Origin of the sequence: Micromonospora sp. NPDC049275 (assembly GCF_043197115.1) — a bacterium.
Lineage (GTDB): Bacteria > Actinomycetota > Actinomycetes > Mycobacteriales > Micromonosporaceae > Micromonospora.
Genome location: NZ_JBICSN010000011.1, coordinates 132743 through 148227, shown reverse-complemented (window position 1 = coordinate 148227; position 15485 = coordinate 132743). Strand labels below are relative to the sequence as shown.

11 protein-coding genes are annotated in these 15485 nt (G+C 73.7%); 8 read left to right on the top strand and 3 right to left on the bottom strand.

The features are described from left to right. The first annotated feature begins 94 nt into the window (after nt 1-94). A complete protein-coding gene (locus ACGFIE_RS26215) occupies nt 95-1288 on the top strand; it encodes a sensor histidine kinase (RefSeq protein WP_393299311.1) in 1194 nt (397 codons plus the stop codon). Nucleotides 1289-1307: 19 nt separating this feature from the next. On the opposite strand, the gene ACGFIE_RS26210 is transcribed toward ACGFIE_RS26215, so the two are convergent. Together ACGFIE_RS26210 and ACGFIE_RS26205 are read right to left on the bottom strand one after the other, a co-directional pair. Beyond that, a complete protein-coding gene (locus ACGFIE_RS26210; RefSeq protein ID WP_120688552.1) occupies nt 1308-1916 on the bottom strand; it encodes a DNA-binding response regulator in 609 nt (202 codons plus the stop codon). Between the two features lie 122 nt (nt 1917-2038). Beyond that, nucleotides 2039-3559 (bottom strand): class I adenylate-forming enzyme family protein, encoded by a 1521-nt coding sequence (locus ACGFIE_RS26205; protein WP_393299308.1) that lies wholly within the window; start codon nt 3557-3559, stop codon nt 2039-2041. A 303-nt stretch (nt 3560-3862) separates the two neighbouring features. On the opposite strand from ACGFIE_RS26205, the gene ACGFIE_RS26200 reads away from it, so the two are divergent. Further along, complete coding sequence (locus ACGFIE_RS26200) at nt 3863-5368, top strand: SagB family peptide dehydrogenase (protein WP_393299305.1); 1506 nt, start codon at nt 3863-3865, stop codon at nt 5366-5368. A 233-nt stretch (nt 5369-5601) separates the two neighbouring features. After that, nucleotides 5602-5784, top strand: coding sequence for a thiazolylpeptide-type bacteriocin (locus ACGFIE_RS26195; RefSeq protein WP_363683761.1), 183 nt, complete (start codon nt 5602-5604; stop codon nt 5782-5784). Nucleotides 5785-5974: 190 nt separating this feature from the next. On the opposite strand, the gene ACGFIE_RS26190 is transcribed toward ACGFIE_RS26195, so the two are convergent. After that, nucleotides 5975-6550 carry a hypothetical protein gene (locus ACGFIE_RS26190; protein WP_393299301.1) on the bottom strand — a complete coding sequence of 192 codons (576 nt, stop codon included), beginning with the start codon at nt 6548-6550 and terminating at the stop codon, nt 5975-5977. A gap of 173 nt (nt 6551-6723) precedes the next feature. On the opposite strand from ACGFIE_RS26190, the gene ACGFIE_RS26185 reads away from it, so the two are divergent. The 5 genes from ACGFIE_RS26185 to ACGFIE_RS26165 are packed head-to-tail and all read left to right on the top strand — an operon-like array spanning nt 6724 to nt 15472. Next, nucleotides 6724-7866, top strand: coding sequence for a hypothetical protein (locus ACGFIE_RS26185; protein WP_393299298.1), 1143 nt, complete (start codon nt 6724-6726; stop codon nt 7864-7866). Beyond that, entirely contained in the window at nt 7863-10445 is a 2583-nt protein-coding gene (locus ACGFIE_RS26180; RefSeq protein WP_393299295.1) for a hypothetical protein, read from the top strand. The genes ACGFIE_RS26185 and ACGFIE_RS26180 overlap by 4 nt, the downstream gene beginning before the upstream one ends. Beyond that, nucleotides 10442-12073 (top strand): hypothetical protein, encoded by a 1632-nt coding sequence (locus ACGFIE_RS26175; protein WP_393299292.1) that lies wholly within the window; start codon nt 10442-10444, stop codon nt 12071-12073. The genes ACGFIE_RS26180 and ACGFIE_RS26175 overlap by 4 nt, the downstream gene beginning before the upstream one ends. Beyond that, nucleotides 12063-13985 (top strand): TOMM precursor leader peptide-binding protein, encoded by a 1923-nt coding sequence (locus tag ACGFIE_RS26170; RefSeq protein WP_393299289.1) that lies wholly within the window; start codon nt 12063-12065, stop codon nt 13983-13985. The genes ACGFIE_RS26175 and ACGFIE_RS26170 overlap by 11 nt, the downstream gene beginning before the upstream one ends. Continuing rightward, nucleotides 13982-15472, top strand: a complete 1491-nt coding sequence (locus ACGFIE_RS26165; protein WP_393299286.1) for a hypothetical protein — start codon at nt 13982-13984, stop codon at nt 15470-15472. Before ACGFIE_RS26170 ends, ACGFIE_RS26165 begins: the two co-directional genes overlap by 4 nt. Nucleotides 15473-15485: the final 13 nt, after the last annotated feature.

Sequence of the window (15485 nt, the reverse complement as noted above, 5' to 3'; positions counted from 1 at the left end):
CTTAACATCGAAGTCCGCCGTCACAGCGGATCCATCGCGAGGGCCCGAACGCATAGGCTCGCGCGGGCAAGACCGGCGCTTGGGGGGCGTGCACATGGACCGGACACCGGCAGACGATTCGAGACCGCTGAACGACGACGTTCGCACCGGCCCCACGGCGTCGCGACTGGCCCGGGTCGTGGTCGCCACCGTCGTCACCGGGCTCAGCCTGGTCGCGCTGCTCAACATCGTCGAGACGGCGCAGGAGCCCCGTGCGGTCGTGCTCGCCCTGGTGTCGATGAGCGGGCTCCTCTCACTGCAGCTGTTCTTCCTGACCGATCGGGCCCGTCGACTCGGCGGGCCCGCCCGTCTGGGGCTGCTCGTCGCCCAGTCGCTGCTCGGCTTCCTCCCGTTCCTCGTCTTCGGCCAGGCCTGGGTCGGGATGCCGGGCTTCGTGGCGGGCAGTTTCCTGCTGATGCTGGCACCTCCCCGCTCCGTCGTGGCCTTCGCGGCGACGGTCTTCGGCACCGTGGTGATCCAGTCGGCGATGACCACGCAGGTCCTGCTCGTCGCCTACACGACGGTGTCCACGGTGCTGACCGGCCTTATCGTCTACGGGTTGTCCCAGATGTCCATCCTGGTCCGTGAACTGCACGCGACCCGCACCGAACTGGCCCGGCTGGCGGTGATCCGGGAACGGCTCCGCTTCTCCCGTGACCTGCACGACCTGCTCGGCTACAGCCTCTCCGCGGTCACCCTCAAGAGCGAGCTGACCCGGCGCCTGGTGGTCCGCAACCCGGACCGGGCGCTCGCCGAACTGGACGACATCCTGGGCATCTCCCGGCAGGCGCTGGCCGACGTACGTCAGCTCGCCAGCGGCTACCGCGACATGTCGCTGGGCGACGAGGCCCGCTCGGCGCGATCAGTCCTGTCCGCCGCGGACATCCGGGTACGGATGGAGATCGACCACCCCGAGCTGCCGCAGGCGGTCAGCACCGTGCTCGCCACGGTGCTCCGCGAGGGGGTCACCAACCTGCTGCGGCACAGCAGGGCGCGCACCTGCGAGGTGCTGGTCGCCGAGCAGGACGGGCGCGTGCTGCTCACCATCGCCAACGACGGCGCCGACCAGGGGCTCCGCCAGCCGTCCGAGCACGGGGGCAGCGGGCTGCGCAACCTCTCCGACCGGGCCGGGGCGCTCGGCGGCCGCCTGGTCACGAGCTGCTCCCCGGACGGTTGGTTCCGGCTCCGGGCGGAGCTGCCGGTCAGCCTGCCCGTCGCCGTGGAGGCGCCCGCCCAGCTCGCGTCCTGACCCGGCCGAGGGTTCGGAGTCAGAGCCAGCCGGCGTCGCGGGCGATCCGGATCGCGTCGATCCGGTTTCGGGCGTTGAGTTTGGTCACCGCGGTGGTCAGATAATTGCGGACGGTCCCGGGAGACAGGAACAGCCGCGTGGCGATCTCGGTCGGCTCGGCGCCCTTCTCGGTGAGCCGGAGCACTTCGGCCTCGCGGGTGGTCAGCGGGCATTCGGCGCTGTCCCAGGCGGCGAGCGCCAACTGCGGGTCGACCACCCGCCGGCCCGCCGCCACCCCCCGGATCGCGTCGGCCAGGATCTCCGGCGGGGCGTCCTTGAGGATGAAGCCGGCGACGTGCGCCGCCATCGCCCGGCGCAGGTTGCCCGGCCGGCCGAGGCTGGTCAGCATCAGGCAGCGGCAGCTCGGCAACTGCTCGCGCAGCAGACCCGCCGCGGTCAGCCCGTTGATCCCCGGCAGGTCGATGTCGAGCACCGCGACATCCGGCCGTTGCGCCAGCGCCGCCGGCAGGATGTCGTCACCGGACGCCACCTCGGCGACCACGTCGATGTCGGGCTCCAGGGCGAGGAGTGCCAGCAGAGCGCCGCGGACCATGTTCATGTCCTCGGCGAGCAGAACCCTGATCGTCACCCGGCCAGCTTCGCATCAACCGCGTCGGCGTTAGGGGGCGACTCGTCCTACCATCGTGACTCTCCGGCCGACCGTCGTCACGGGGCGACCGTCCGTATGCGCCATTCCGGCTGAACGGAGGGTCAGTCGGCGGCGGCGCGGAGGGCGACGCGGTCGGGTTTTCCCGACACGGTCAGCGGCAGCGCGTCGAGGAACGAGAAGCCGGCCGGCACGTGCGCCGGCGACAGGCCGGCGGCGATGTGTTCGCGCAGCTGGGCGGCACCACACCGGACCCCGGGACGCAGTTGCACCGCGGCGTGGGCGGTCTCCCCGTGACGCGTGTCGCGTCGGTCGTACACGACGGCGTCGGCCACCGCCGGGTGGGCGAGGAGGACGCGCTCCACCGTGGACGGGTGAATCTTCAACCCGTTCGCCTTGATCACGCTTCCGATGCGTCCGACGAGGTGGAGGTAGCCGTAGCGGTCGAAGCGGGCCAGGTCGCCGGTGCGTAGCCAGCCGTCGTGCATCGTCTGCGCGGTCAGGGCCGGGTCGCCGAGGTAGCCGGCCATGGTGGTCGCCGCGCGTACCCAGACCTCGCCCGTGGCTCCCCGAGGCGTCGCGGTCCGGCCGTCGGCCTCGCGGATCTCCAGGTCGACCCACGAGAAGGGTCGGCCGACGCTGGGCAGCAGCTCCGGCTCGGCGTGATCGAGCGGGGTGAGGGTGCACATGCCGCCGGCCTCGGTGCTGCCGTACAGCTGGGTCAGCCGTTCGCCGAAGAGCGTCACCGCCTGGGCGATCCGGGTCGGCGCGGCGAAGGTGCCGCTGTAGAGCACCTGGCGCAGCGAGGGCAGCGCCCGCAGGGCGGCCTCCGGTCGGTCGACAAGTTGGTAGAGGTGCGGCACCGCCAGGTAGACGTCCGTCACCCGGTGCCGGACGACGGCGTCGACCACGTCGTCCAGGCCGAAGCCGTCGCGGAGCACCACCGCGCCCCCGCCGATCAGGACCGCGTCGACCATTGTCGCCGTGGCGTGGCTGACCGGGGTCACCGACAGCATCGTCACCGGCCAGTCCGGCGAGCCGTCGCCTGCCGACACCCGGATCCGGGCGTCGCGGGCGCCGAACGGCTGCTGCACCAGCTTCGGGTCACCGGAGCTGCCACTTGTCAGGTCGACCACCGCGATGTCGTCCGGATGCCAGGCGGCGGTCGGAAGGCGACCCGACCGGTGTCGGCGCAGATCGTCGGCGGCCACCACCGTCAGCGAGGGTGCCGCGGCGGCCAACTCCCGACCACGCCCGGCGTTCGCCGCGTCGACCACGAGGGTGCGGGCACCGGTGGCGCGCAGCACCCGCAGGCGGGCGACGCTCGAAAGATGCTCACCGTCGGCGCGGGCGTTCATCGAGCGCACGTGCGTGACGGTGGCGCCGAGCAGGTGCGCGGCGTACCGGGTGACGAGCATGGCCGGCACGTTCGGCTCGGTCAGGACGGCCACCGTCTCCCCGCGGGCCACGCCGGCCCGGGTCAGGCCGATGGCTGTCGACAGGATCGCCTCGGCGAGCGCGCCTCCTGTCGTCGCGCCCTCCGGTCGGTGCAGGACGGGCCGTCCGGGCCGCCGTTGCAGGGCGTCCAGCAGCCGCCGTACGTAGTGCGCCTCGCCGGTCTCCACCGTGACCTCCCGTCCGCGACCTCCGCCCGCCGCCGAGCAGGAGGGGGCCCGGCCAGCCTCCGCCGGACCGCACGATCCGACCAGGCCCGCCACGATGTCCGTCACGGATGCCGGTACGTGTGTCACGAACCCGGGATGACAGGTGTCACCGGCGTGCGGTGCGAGCGTCATCCGTCGATGACAGCGGGCGAGGTGGCCGGTGACAGTGGCGGCGGCGCCTCGTTGCGTCGTGTCCGGGCGAGGTCCGGAATCCGTGGCGGCGAGACCCAAGACCCAGGTCCCGCGACGGATACGGAGTGCACCATGCAGACGACAACCCTTACCGACGGCACGGTCGTCGGGTTCCGCGACGACGTCCGGGCGGAGTTCGAAGCCGGCCGGGTCGTCCTCACCAGCCCCGCCGGTGTGGTCGCGATGCGGCAGGTCGGCGACGGGCTCACCGCGGCGCTCCGCAGGCTCGCCGACGGGCCCGTCGACCCCGCCGATCTGCTCAGCGGGTTGACCGCGCGGGAGGCCGCCCAGCTGCGCGGGTTCCTCGACCGGACGCCCCACCTGCTCGCCCGGGGTGTCGTCGCCGGCGACCGCGAGATGCTGCGGCTGGAGCGGACCGCACCCGGAACGGAGTACGCGCCGGTCACCGTGACGCCCACCGCCCGGGTGCGGCTGTCCCGCTTCGCGTTCTGCCGCTCCCGGGACGGCGCGCTGGTGCTGGAGTCGCCGTTGGCCCGGCACCGGGTGCTCCTGGTACACCCGGAGGCCCGACGCCTGGTGGCCGAGCTGGGCGCCCCGCGTACCCCGCTGGAGTTGGCCGGCGACGACCTCGACGTCGCGGCGGTCGCCACGCTCCTCGGTCATCTCGTCGGTGCGGGCCTGGTCGACGCGGCGGACAGCACCGGCGGCTTCGGGTCCGAGACGGATGTGACCCTGCGCCAGTGGTCCTTCCACGACCTGCTCTTCCACTCGCGCACCCGCCCCGGTCGCTACGACGACCCGATCGGTGGGATCTACCCGCACCGGGGGGAGATCGCGCCGCTGCCAGCCGTCAAGGAGCCGCCGGCGGGCCGCACCGTGGAGCTGTACCGACCGGAGCTCGACGACGTGCTGGCCCGGGACCCGGCGTTCACCGTGGCGCTGGAGGGCCGCCGGTCCATCCGCTCCTACGGCGAGGAGCCGCTCACCCTGCGCCAGCTCGGCGAGTTCCTCTACCGGGTGGGTCGGGTGCGGGTGCTGCGCGGCGCCGAGGGTGACCCGACAGGCAACGAGATCGTGGGGCGGCCCTATCCGACCGGCGGGTCGGCGTACGAGATCGAGCTGTACCTGACCGTGCGCCGCTGCGCGGGCCTGGACGCGGGGATCTGGTTCTACGACTCGGTGGCGCACCGGTTGGTGCTCGTCAACGACGACCCGGCGGACCAGGCGGCGATGTTGGACGTCGCGGCGGGCGCCACCGGCGGCGAGGCGGACGGTGACGTGCTGATCACCCTGACGTCCCGCTTCCAACGGCTGTCGTGGAAGTACGCGGGCATCGCCTACGGGATGACGCTGCGGCACTGCGGGGTGGTCTACCAGACCATGTACCTCGTGGCGACGGCGATGGGGCTGGCGCCGTGCGGGCTGGGGATCGGCGACGCCGACCTGGCCGCCCGGGTACTGCGGCTGGACTGGCTGCGCGAGACGTCGGTGGGGGACTTCCTGCTCGGTAGCCGGCCGGCGGGTGACCTGGGCACGTGGCGCACCGAGGACGGCTGGCAGCTGCTCAACGGCGCGGAGTGGGCGCTGCGGGCCGGCGAGGAGCTGGGCCGCGGATGACCTGCCCAAACGCCGCTGCACGGGCCGTCCGGGCCTGGTGTGCGCCTTCTCCGAAAGGCTCTCACCTCGCCCTGGGCGGCCCTTTCGCGATAACGGGGGGCACCGATGTAATTGCCACCGTGATATGTGTCAGCAGGCGCTGGCAAAGCATGGACACGGTCGGTGCGCGAGGCCAGAATTGATTTCACCGGAAGGGTTGAAGAAAAGCCCTTCACAGCAGAAGGAGAAATGACATGAGCATCGACGAAACCGCTGCCGCCGCCGCCCAGGACGACAAGGCCTTCGACTCGTTCGAGATCGCCGACCTGGAGGTCCTCGAGGTCGCCCAGGGCGTGGCTCTGCCGGAGCTGGGCGCGTCGAGCGGCAGCATCGGCACCTCGTCCTCCTCCTCGACCTGCTCGTCCAGCACCTGCTGAACGACGGTCAGGGTCGGACCGAGACCAGCCGGACCGGCGACGGGACACAGGGGATGAACGGCGACGAGAAACAACTGTCGCCCTCGCCCACCCGCTCGCCCAGCACCTGCTGACGCGGCTGACGTCGGCTGTGCTCGTCCAAGTCGAAGTTGGACGAGTGCAGCCGACGTCGGTGCGCCTGGCGCCTCGCTCATCCGCGTCGGGACACGTCCAGCGCGGTGGACCAGAGCGCGACGGCGGCCGGCAGGCCGACCACCGCTCGCACGGTCTCGTTGCTCCTATCAAGACCGTACGCCGTTGCGCCGGCCGCTGCCACCAGGATCAGCAGTGCGCCTGTCCACCAGTAGCCGGGGACGTCGAAGATCCGGGCCAGGGGCAGGAAGTGCAGGCCGACGACCAGGCAGACGGCCACCACGATCAGTCCTGGTGAACCGGCCCGGAGCAGCCCGAAGACGGCCGCGAGGATCAGCACGGTCTGGGCCAGGTTGACCAGGTGGAACCAGCGCATCGAGTGTGGGCGGACGCGGCGGACCCGGGACGGACCGCGCGCCCGCAGCCGCCGGCCCGCCACCAGGAGGGCGCCCGCGCCGACCACGGCGGCCAGGTCGAGGGCGAGCCGGACTCCGGTGGGCACCGGTAGGCCGGTCACGCCCACGATCAGCCAGAGCAACCCGTAGACGATCATCGTGACGACGCCCATGGCGAGCGGGCCTCGGCGATTCACGGACTCGCCGCCCAATTGACGCGCGCCGGTGTCAGCTGACATGAGCAGACCCTAGCGTAGGTCGCTCAAAAGGCGCAAACCACCCGCCGGGACGAGCCGTCAGCGAATTGCTGACAGTTGTCAGGAACATTCTTGTGCGATCGCCGCGCGGGTCGAGAATCGAATTCCCAGTGAATTTCCTGCTCGTCGAGACAATTCCGGAAAGGTGCGTCGACATGACGACCGAGGCGTATGAGCCGACCACCGACGTGATCGGTGTGCGGCTCCACACCAGGGGGCCTCTGACGCTTCCCTGGTTGGCACGATCCGTGGTGCCGGTGGCCCGCGCGCTGCACGGCGACGGCAACGCCGTCGTCCACCTCCGTCGGGGCTGGCGGCACGGTCCGCACGTCGACGTCGTCGCCTACGGCGGCGCCGGGGGCGCGGCGGACTGGGCCACCGTCGCCGCGAAGCTGGACGCCGGCCCACTGGACCCGACACGTGCACTCAGCGAGGAGGACTACCTCACCCAGGCTCGCGAGTTCGGCCGGTTGGAGGCGGTGCCCCCGCCCTACCTGCCGATGGCCGAGCACGGCGCGGTGCGGCTGCTCCGCCGGGAGGACACCGGCCCGCAACAGCCGGCGCTGCGCGCCCTGCCCGGCTGGGAGGTGGCGCAGAGCGTCCTGACCACGCCGCTGCTGGACACCGTGGACGAACTCGCACGCCGGCCCGAGCAGGGCACCGTACGCCTCGGCGAGGCCTTCGCGGCGCTCGCCGACTCCTACTTCCTGGGGCTTGCGCACGGCGTCTACTCGTTCCGGTCGCACGTCGAGGCGTTCCTGGCCTGGGCGCGGCCCACCCAGGACGTACGCCCGGTCTTCGCGCAGCGGTTGGCCCGGGAGGCGGCGGTGCTGCGCCCGGTGGTCGAGCAGCGGCTCGCCGGCGCTCCCAGCGGCCCGGCGGCGGCCTGGCGGACGGCATTCGCCTACTGCGCCGGCACCTTCGACGCCGCCGTGACCGACGGCACGCTCAGTCTCGACCTGCTCGACGAGATCACCGGCGGTGTGGACACCGCGGCGATGGGCCCGCCCACCGCCCCCGACGTGGTGCCGACAGGCGACCAGCCGGACACCGAGTTCCACCGCAGGGTCGCCGCGTCGGGCGCCTACGACCGGACCACCCAGTGGTTCGCCGCCTACCGCGTGCTGATCAACCTCTTCTACCAGCAGCTTCCGCTGCTCACCGTGTCGCCGATGCAGCGCTACTACATGTGCTACGCGATCAGCGAGCTGGTCGACGAGGTGCTCGGTGAGAGCTGGCAGGACCGGCTCACCCGCGACCGGGTCCGGGTCGTCGCGACCGCGGGGAGGGCGGCATGACACTCGCCCCCGCCGCCCCGGCGCCCCTCGCCCCGATCACGACCACCTCGCCGGCGGAGCCCCTCTGGCAACTGCGGATCAACCCGCTGCGCCGGGCCCGCCTCGCCGACCCGACGCTGCGGGTGCTCCTGGCCGACCTGACCGACGTGGACCGGGCGCTGTCCGACAGCGCCGCCCGCTGCGCCGACGATCTCTACCGGCTGATCGGCGCCAGCTCCGACGAGGCCGAACGCAAGCGTCTCGTGGAGGCCCGCCGCGCCATCTCCCGGGACCGGGAGCCCCGCACCGACCTCACCCATCTGCCCGCCGTGGCAGCCTGGGTCGCCGCCCGCCACCGCCGCGACGAACTGCGCGCCCGGCTCAGCGCCGAGCACCCGGCGGCGGCCGAGCGGGAACGGGGGACCCTCGCCGGGCTGTTGGGCGACGAGGACCTGCGCCGTTCGCTGGCCCTGCTCGCCCCCGAGGTGCACGAGGAGGCCGAGCGCTACCGGGCCGCCGTGGCCACCGGGCAACCGGTGGCCGCCCGAGCCCGCAAGTCCGAGCGCGGCCTGATCCAGTACGTCACCCGGGCCATGGTCCGGACCAGCCCGCTGGCCCGGTTCACCGCTGTCGGCATCGCCGTGCCCGGCCCCGACGGGATCGACCCGCGCGGCGTGCCGTTCACCGGGGCGCACTCCTTCCCCAGCCTGGACCGCGTCATGATCGCCTATGTGCTGGGCGGGCTGAACCCGCCGGCGGGCACGGCGCGGCTCGGTGTCTGGGTGGGGCTCTCGCCAACGTCCGCCGTGGAGCCGGAGCAGGGCGCGCTGTTCTTCCTGCGCCCCACCGAGGGCGGCTACCAGCGCCTCTCCGCGCCGCTGCGGGGCCCGATCAAGCTGCTGATGGACGCGATCGCCATGGGCCCGCGTCCGGCCCGGGCGGTCGCGGCGTACGTGTCCACGCACTCCGGCTGCCCACTGCCCGACGCCGAACAGATCGTGCTGCGGGCGTTGGACAGCGGCATCCTGTGCACCTTCAACGAGGCCGAGAACGGCGACGCCGACCTGGCCGAACAGCTCGACCGGCCGGACACCTCGGCCGCCGACGCCCTCGCCGACGTGCGTACCGGGTTGTCCCGGCTGGCCGACGGGCCGGTGCTGGAGCGCGGCGCCGACCTGGCGACCCTGCGCGCCGACCTGGCCCGGGTCAGCCGACTGGCGCAGCGGCCGGCCCAGGTGATGGTGGAGGAGGACTACCTCCTCCCGCCGGTCACCGTGAACACCGAGCCGGTGCGGGGCAACCTGGCCGACCTGGGCGCGGCGGTGGAGCTGCTGTCGGTCTTCGACTGGCTGCACGACGTTCGCATGATGACCACCAGGGCCTTCGTGGGGCGGTTCGGCGCGGGCGCGGGCGTCTCGCTCGCCGACCACGCCGACGAACTCGTCGAGGCGGTGTCCGCACAGGCCGTGGCGGCCGGGGACTACGCCGCCACGCTCACCGACGACAGCCCGGTCGGCGACGATCCGCTGCTGCGCCTGTACGCGCTGCGCCGACGGATCATGGCCTGGACCCGGGCGGAGATCACCCGGGCCGCCGAGGCGGGCGAGCCCGAGGTGCGGTGGTCCGCCGAGCAGGCGTACGAGCTCGTCGCCGAACTGCCCGCGGAGTTCCGGCGTGACCCACTCAGCTACGGGGTGCTCGCGCAGTGGGCGGGGGACCGGCTGGTGGTCAACGACGGACTGCCGGGGCACGGCATGCTCTACTCCCGCTTCCTCGACGGCGACCGGCGGCTCGGCGGGCGGGCGCTGCCGTACCTCGCCGACCGGCTCACCGAGCGCTTCGGCTGGGACGGCGCACGCGTCGTGGAGGACCTGGGGCTGCACCGACTCAACGTCAACGCCCATCCCCGCGTGCTGCCGGACGGGTTGGGCCCGGACGACTGGTACGCGCTGCGTCTGGTGCACGATCCGGACACCGACACGCTCGCGGTCACCGATGCCGACGGGCAGCGGCTGCGGGTGCTGCCGCTGGGCACCGGCCACCCGGGGCTGTTCCCGCCGCCCCTGTCGGTGGCGTCCTGCCTGGCGACCGGCGGCCGACTCAACAACTACCTGCTGGACCTCTGGCACGGCGGCAACCCGTGGGACCGGGCCCGTACCCGGGTCGCCCCCCGGATCGCCGTCGGTGACGTGGTGCTGAGCCGCCGCCGCTGGTACGGCGGCGCCGAGCTGGACGGAGCGCTGGCCGCGCCGGAGGGCCCCGAGCGGCTGCTCGCCCTCACCGGCTGGCGCGGCCGGTACGGCGTACCGGAGGAGGTGGTGGTCAAGACCGCCTTCGACGACGAGGCGCCCCGGTCGCTGCGCCCGGCCGACATCATGCCCCGTCGGCAGAAGCAGAAGCCGCAGTACGTCGACCTGACCTCCGCCCTCGGCACCCGGGTGCTGCCGCGGATGCTCGAGCGTCGGGCCGACGGAAAGGCAGTGGACTACCTGGAGGAGGCGCTTCCCGGGGTGGTCGACGGCACGCACGCCCACGAGTGGGTGGTCGAGATCGGCAGGCGCCCCGGCGGCCTGTTCCAGTACGGAGGGAAGAAGTCATGAGACTGCGCGCGCGACCGTACCTGCACTACGCGCCGACGCCCGACGGCGTCTACCTCGCCGGGGGCCGCGACCAGCTCGTCCTGCGGGGCTCGGCGCTGCTGTTCCGCGTCGCCGACACCTGTGTGCCGCTGCTGGACGTCGGCACCACCGAGGACGAGATGGTGACCGCGCTGGGCACCGAGCGGGCCAGGCCGGCCGTGCGCCACCTGGTCGACCAGCTGCGGGGGCACCACCTGCTGCTGGACTTCGCGGCGCACACCGTCGCCGAGCCGGACGAGGCCGAGCGGCAGCGGTGGGCCGGCCCGCTGGCCTACCTGGAGGCGGTGTCCGCGGATCCGTACGCCGCCTTCGCGGCGGTGCGGGCGGCGCGGGTCGCGGTGGTGGGCCCCGTCGAGGTCACCGGGCCGGCGGTGCGGGGGCTGCTCCGGGCCGGGATCGGTGCGGCCGAGGCGCGGGACGCGACCGATGACCTGGCCGGGTTCGACGCGGTGATCCGCTGTTTCGCCGCCGACGAGGCGCCCGAGCCGGGCGCGGCGCCGGTGTTGCCGGTGCTGCTGGACGACCGGGTGCTGGTGGCCGGGCCGGTGGTGAGCGACGCCGCGACCGCCGCGGTGTGGCCGGCGTGGCGGGACCGGGTCCTGGAGCAGGCGGCGGCGGACGGCGTGCCGCCTGCCGCCCGTCCGGTCGCGGACGCGCTGGCAGGTGCGCTCGCCGCGCACCTGCTGTTCACGATCATCGCTGGTCAGGACACCCGTCGGGACGCGCACGTCGTGCATTCCGACGCGCTCACCGCCGACCGGGTGGTGCTCGGCGCGCCACTGGCCGATGACGAGCGGTGGCACCTGCTGGACGACGCCCAACCCGTTCCGCTGCCCACGATCGACGATCTGACCCCGGCCGTCTCGGCCCTGACCACCCGCTGGACCGGCCCGTACACCCGGGGTGACCGGGAACCGGAGCTGCCCCAGCTGCCGCTGTCGCAGCGCGAGCTGGCGTACCGCGACGGCCGGACCGGCTCGGTCTTCGCCGCCGGACCCGACCTCCAGACCGCGTACGTCGCGGCGGCGATCGAGGGGATGCGGCGGGCGGCCGACGGCGGCGCGGCGGGACTGACCGAGGAGACGTGGCTGCTCGACGGCGTACTGCGGCTGCTCGCTGCGGAAGCCGAGCAGGCCCACCCGGTGGACCCGGCGGACCTGGACCCGGAGACGCACCGGATCCGGCAGAGCCTGGGTGCCCAGCCGCACGTCGTCGACCTGCGCGCGGTGCCCGGCCTGGACTGGCGGCTGGCCCGGGTGCGTACCCCCGACGGGGAGACGCTCGGCGTGGCCTGGGGGCCGGACACGGACACCGCCGTCCGGGCCGCCGTGGGGGTGGCGGTCACCGCCGCGCAGGTCCGGGCGGCCGGCGGCGAGCCGGCACCCGCTCTGCACACCGACGCCCTGCTGCTCGCCGGTGACGGCGTGGTGGACGCGCTGCGTAAGCAGGTCACCGCGCTGGCCGCGGCGACCGGCCGCCGGTTCCGCGGCCGCGCCCGGCACGCCGACCCCGTCCTGGGCGAGCTTCCGTTCTGGTACGGCCCGGTCGAGGTGACCGGCGACATCGAGGAGCAGACCGATGGGCACTGACACCGACCGGCCCAACCTCGGGCCGGGGTTCACCGCCGACGCCGCCGACGAGTGGCTCACCGCGCTGGCCCCGCTGCTCGCGGTCGACGCCACAGTGACGCTCGACCGCGGATTCGACCTGGACTGGCAGACCGGGCAGTGGCGGCGCAGCGCCGCCGACGGCCGCGAGCACCTGTCGGTGCGGGTGTACGACGACGAGGTGCAGATCGGACCGCGCTGGGTGCCGGGCACCGACGCCGGCTGCCCGGTCTGCGCCGAGTCCCGCGAGCGTTCGGTGCTGGAACACCCGTTGCAGGCCCGACTGGACCTCAACCGCTGGCGGACCGGCACCGGCGACCCGCTGCTGCCGGACCTGCTGGCGGCGGCTGCCCGGAACCTGGCGGACGTCCCGCTGGCCCCCGGCGAGCTCGCCGTCGTCGGCCCGGCAGGTGTGCGGCGGCACCGGATCCCGCGGCACTTCTACTGCTCGTCGTGTGCGCCGCGCTTCCAGCCGGACCTGGACTGGCGACCGGAGCCGCTGACCCTGCGCAGCCACCCGGCCGCGCCGGGCGACCCCACCCGGGCCGCGGACGGTGCCCGCCTGGTCGTTCCGGGGGCGCTGCGCGACCGGGTCGTCGACGAGCGTTTCGGCCCGGTCCAGAAGATCATTCTGGAGTCGGCCGCACCCTTCGCCATGAGCATGTCGATCATGCCGGACGCGCCGGCGTGGGGACACGGCCGGGCGATGACCTTCCGGGAGGCCGAACCGGTGGGCCTCATCGAGCTCTACGAGCGCCTCGGCGGCTTCCCGTTCGACGCGCCGGTGCTCCAGGGGCTGACCTACCGTCAGGTCGCCGACCACGCACTCGACCCGGCGACTCTCGGCGGGCACACCGACGAGCAGCTCGCCCACCCCACCGCACGGGTGCTCCCGGTGCACCCGGACAGCCCGATGGACTGGGTGTGGGGCCACGACCTCGGCACCGGGCGGCCGGTGCTGGTGCCCGCCGAGATCGGCTTCTACCAGTACGAGTACCGGTACAAGCTGAACCGCCGGGCCGCCCGCGCCGCACGCCGGGCCAACCCGCGGGAGAACCGGAAGCACTTCTACGACTCCTCCAGCGGCTGCGCGGCCGGCTCCTGCCTGGAGGAGGCGGCCCTGCACTCGCTGCTGGAGCTCGCCGAGCGGGACGCCTTCCTGATCGCCTGGCACCGGGCCACCCCGCTGCCGGTGATCCCCACCTCGACGATCACCGACCCGGACAGTCAGGCCCTGATCGACCTCATCCACGCCCGTGGCTTCGACGTCCACATCCTCGTCGCCACCCACGACGTGGCCCTGCCGATCGTGTGGACCCTCGCCGTCAACCGGACCGGCGGATTCCCCGCCACCTTCCACTCCGGAGGGTCCGGCGCCAACCCGGCCACCGCCATCCGGGGCGCACTACGGGAGGTCGCCCAGCTCGTCACCGACCCGCAGGACCCGGACACCTCCGACATCGAGCCGATGTTGGCCGACCCGTGGAACATGGAGGAACTGGTCCACCACCCCCGCTACTACATGCATCCGGCCACGCTGGCCCGCGCCACCGCCGTGCTCGGCGGTCCGCAGACCACGATCGCCGAGGCGTTCGGCGACTGGCCCGGCCAGCTCGACCGGGCCGCCGCCGGTGACGTTCGGGGCGCCCTGGACCACGTCCGGGAGCTCTACGCGGCGGCCGGCATGGACCGGATGGTGCTTGTCGACCAGAGCACCCGGGAGCACCGGGACGTCGGCATCTCGGTGGTCAAGATGGTCGTACCCGGCATCCTGCCGATGTGCTTCGGCCACGCCCAGCAGCGGCTGCTGGGTCAGCCCCGGCTCGCCGCCGCGCTCGCCGGCACCGCCCAGGCCGGACGCCCCCTGCCCTACGATCCCCACCCGTTCCCGTGAGCGCCGGGCTGCGGGTTCCCGCCCCGTACACCGACCACACCATCGGCCGGGAGTCGCTCTGGCACGCGTACGCCACCGGGGCGGACGAGACGGTGATCCCACCCTGGCTGTCTCAGCCGGTGCCTCCGATGGAGACGCACGTCCACCCATCCGCCCCGGCCGTCGCCGTGGGAGGCGCCCGCCTTCCACTCCCGTACGGGACGGCGGAGCTGCTGGGCCGGACCGCGTACCCGCACGGGCAGGTGGCGGGGGAGGTGGCGGACCCGGTCGGGCACGCCCTGGTCGCCGCGTACGGGCCGCAGTGGTACGATCCGGACAACGTCTACAACCCCCACCGCGGCTACGCCTCGCCGCGCTGCCTGTACCCGGTGCAGGTCTTCGCGGACGACGGGGAGCACTGGGCACTGCTGGATCCCGACCGGCACGCGCTGAACACGCTGTCGGTACCCGCGCACTCGCCCCGGGCCAGGCAGCTCGCGCTGACCGGCCGCTACACCCGCATCCCGCGCGGCTACCGCTGGTTCCGTGGCTCCCTGGTCGCCATCGAGACCGGCTACGCGCTGCGCGCCCTCGCCATCGGCCTGCACCAGTTCCGGGTGCCGGCGTGGGTGCGGCTGCCCGACGCCGGGGCCGGCGCGGTCCTCGCCGAGCTGGGGCTCGACCCCGCCGGGGAGTGGTCGCTGCCGGTCACCGTCGGGTTGGGCGCGCCCCCGCTGGTGCCCGGACCGACGCCCGCCGACCCGCACGCCGAGGCGGCCGATCCGGTCCTCGCCGAGGTGGCCGGGGTGAACCGGCAGCAGACGTTCACCGACCCACCCGCCCGACTCGGCTCCGGCGTACCGGCGGGCGCCGCTGTCGCGCCGACCGCGCCGGACTGGGCGGAGCTGACCTGGCGCCGTAACTCGGGGCGGATGCCTGCGGGCCGGCCCGGCTTCGACTCCCGCCGTCGGCGGTTGCCGGCGGCGGTCGTGCACGACATCATCCGCTGGCTGGCCGTGCCGGCACCCGGACCCACCCTGGCCGCCGTCCGCGACCGGATCACCGTCTCGGTCGCCCTGCGCGACATCGAGGGGTACGTCGACGGCGTGCACCGGGTCGGGCCGGACGGCGAACTCGTCCTGCACCGAGCCGACCGGGAGATCACCGCGAAGCTGGAGGCCACCTACGGCTACCCGCTCACCCCGACCGAGGGCTGCGGTGTCCGGCACGCCTCCATGGTGTGGTTCCTGTCGGTCCGCCCCCGGGAGCTGCACGCCGCCCACGGGCCGACGGCCTGGACGGCCACCCAGTACGCCGTCGGCTGGGCCGCGCACGGCCTCTCCCTCGCGGCCAGCGCGGCAGACCTTTTCGCCCGGCCCGTCCGGGCGTTCGTGGAGAACGCGACGCGGGACCTGCTCGGCCTGGCCGGCGACGAGATGATCGCGCTCGCCGCCGTGGTGGGCACGCCGCGGCATGCCAGCGGCGGGCTGCTCGACATCAGGTTGTGAGGAGCGGTGCCGT

What these genes read in the sequence shown, in the direction of transcription:
- ACGFIE_RS26215 (WP_393299311.1), top strand. Translation starts at nt 95, where the DNA reads ATGGACCGGACACCGGCAGACGATTCGAGACCGCTGAACGACGACGTT.
- ACGFIE_RS26200 (WP_393299305.1), top strand. Translation starts at nt 3,863, where the DNA reads ATGCAGACGACAACCCTTACCGACGGCACGGTCGTCGGGTTCCGCGAC.
- ACGFIE_RS26195 (WP_363683761.1), top strand. Translation starts at nt 5,602, where the DNA reads ATGAGCATCGACGAAACCGCTGCCGCCGCCGCCCAGGACGACAAGGCC.
- ACGFIE_RS26190 (WP_393299301.1), bottom strand. Translation starts at nt 6,550, where the DNA reads ATGTCAGCTGACACCGGCGCGCGTCAATTGGGCGGCGAGTCCGTGAAT.
- ACGFIE_RS26185 (WP_393299298.1), top strand. Translation starts at nt 6,724, where the DNA reads ATGACGACCGAGGCGTATGAGCCGACCACCGACGTGATCGGTGTGCGG.
- ACGFIE_RS26180 (WP_393299295.1), top strand. Translation starts at nt 7,863, where the DNA reads ATGACACTCGCCCCCGCCGCCCCGGCGCCCCTCGCCCCGATCACGACC.
- ACGFIE_RS26175 (WP_393299292.1), top strand. Translation starts at nt 10,442, where the DNA reads ATGAGACTGCGCGCGCGACCGTACCTGCACTACGCGCCGACGCCCGAC.
- ACGFIE_RS26170 (WP_393299289.1), top strand. Translation starts at nt 12,063, where the DNA reads ATGGGCACTGACACCGACCGGCCCAACCTCGGGCCGGGGTTCACCGCC.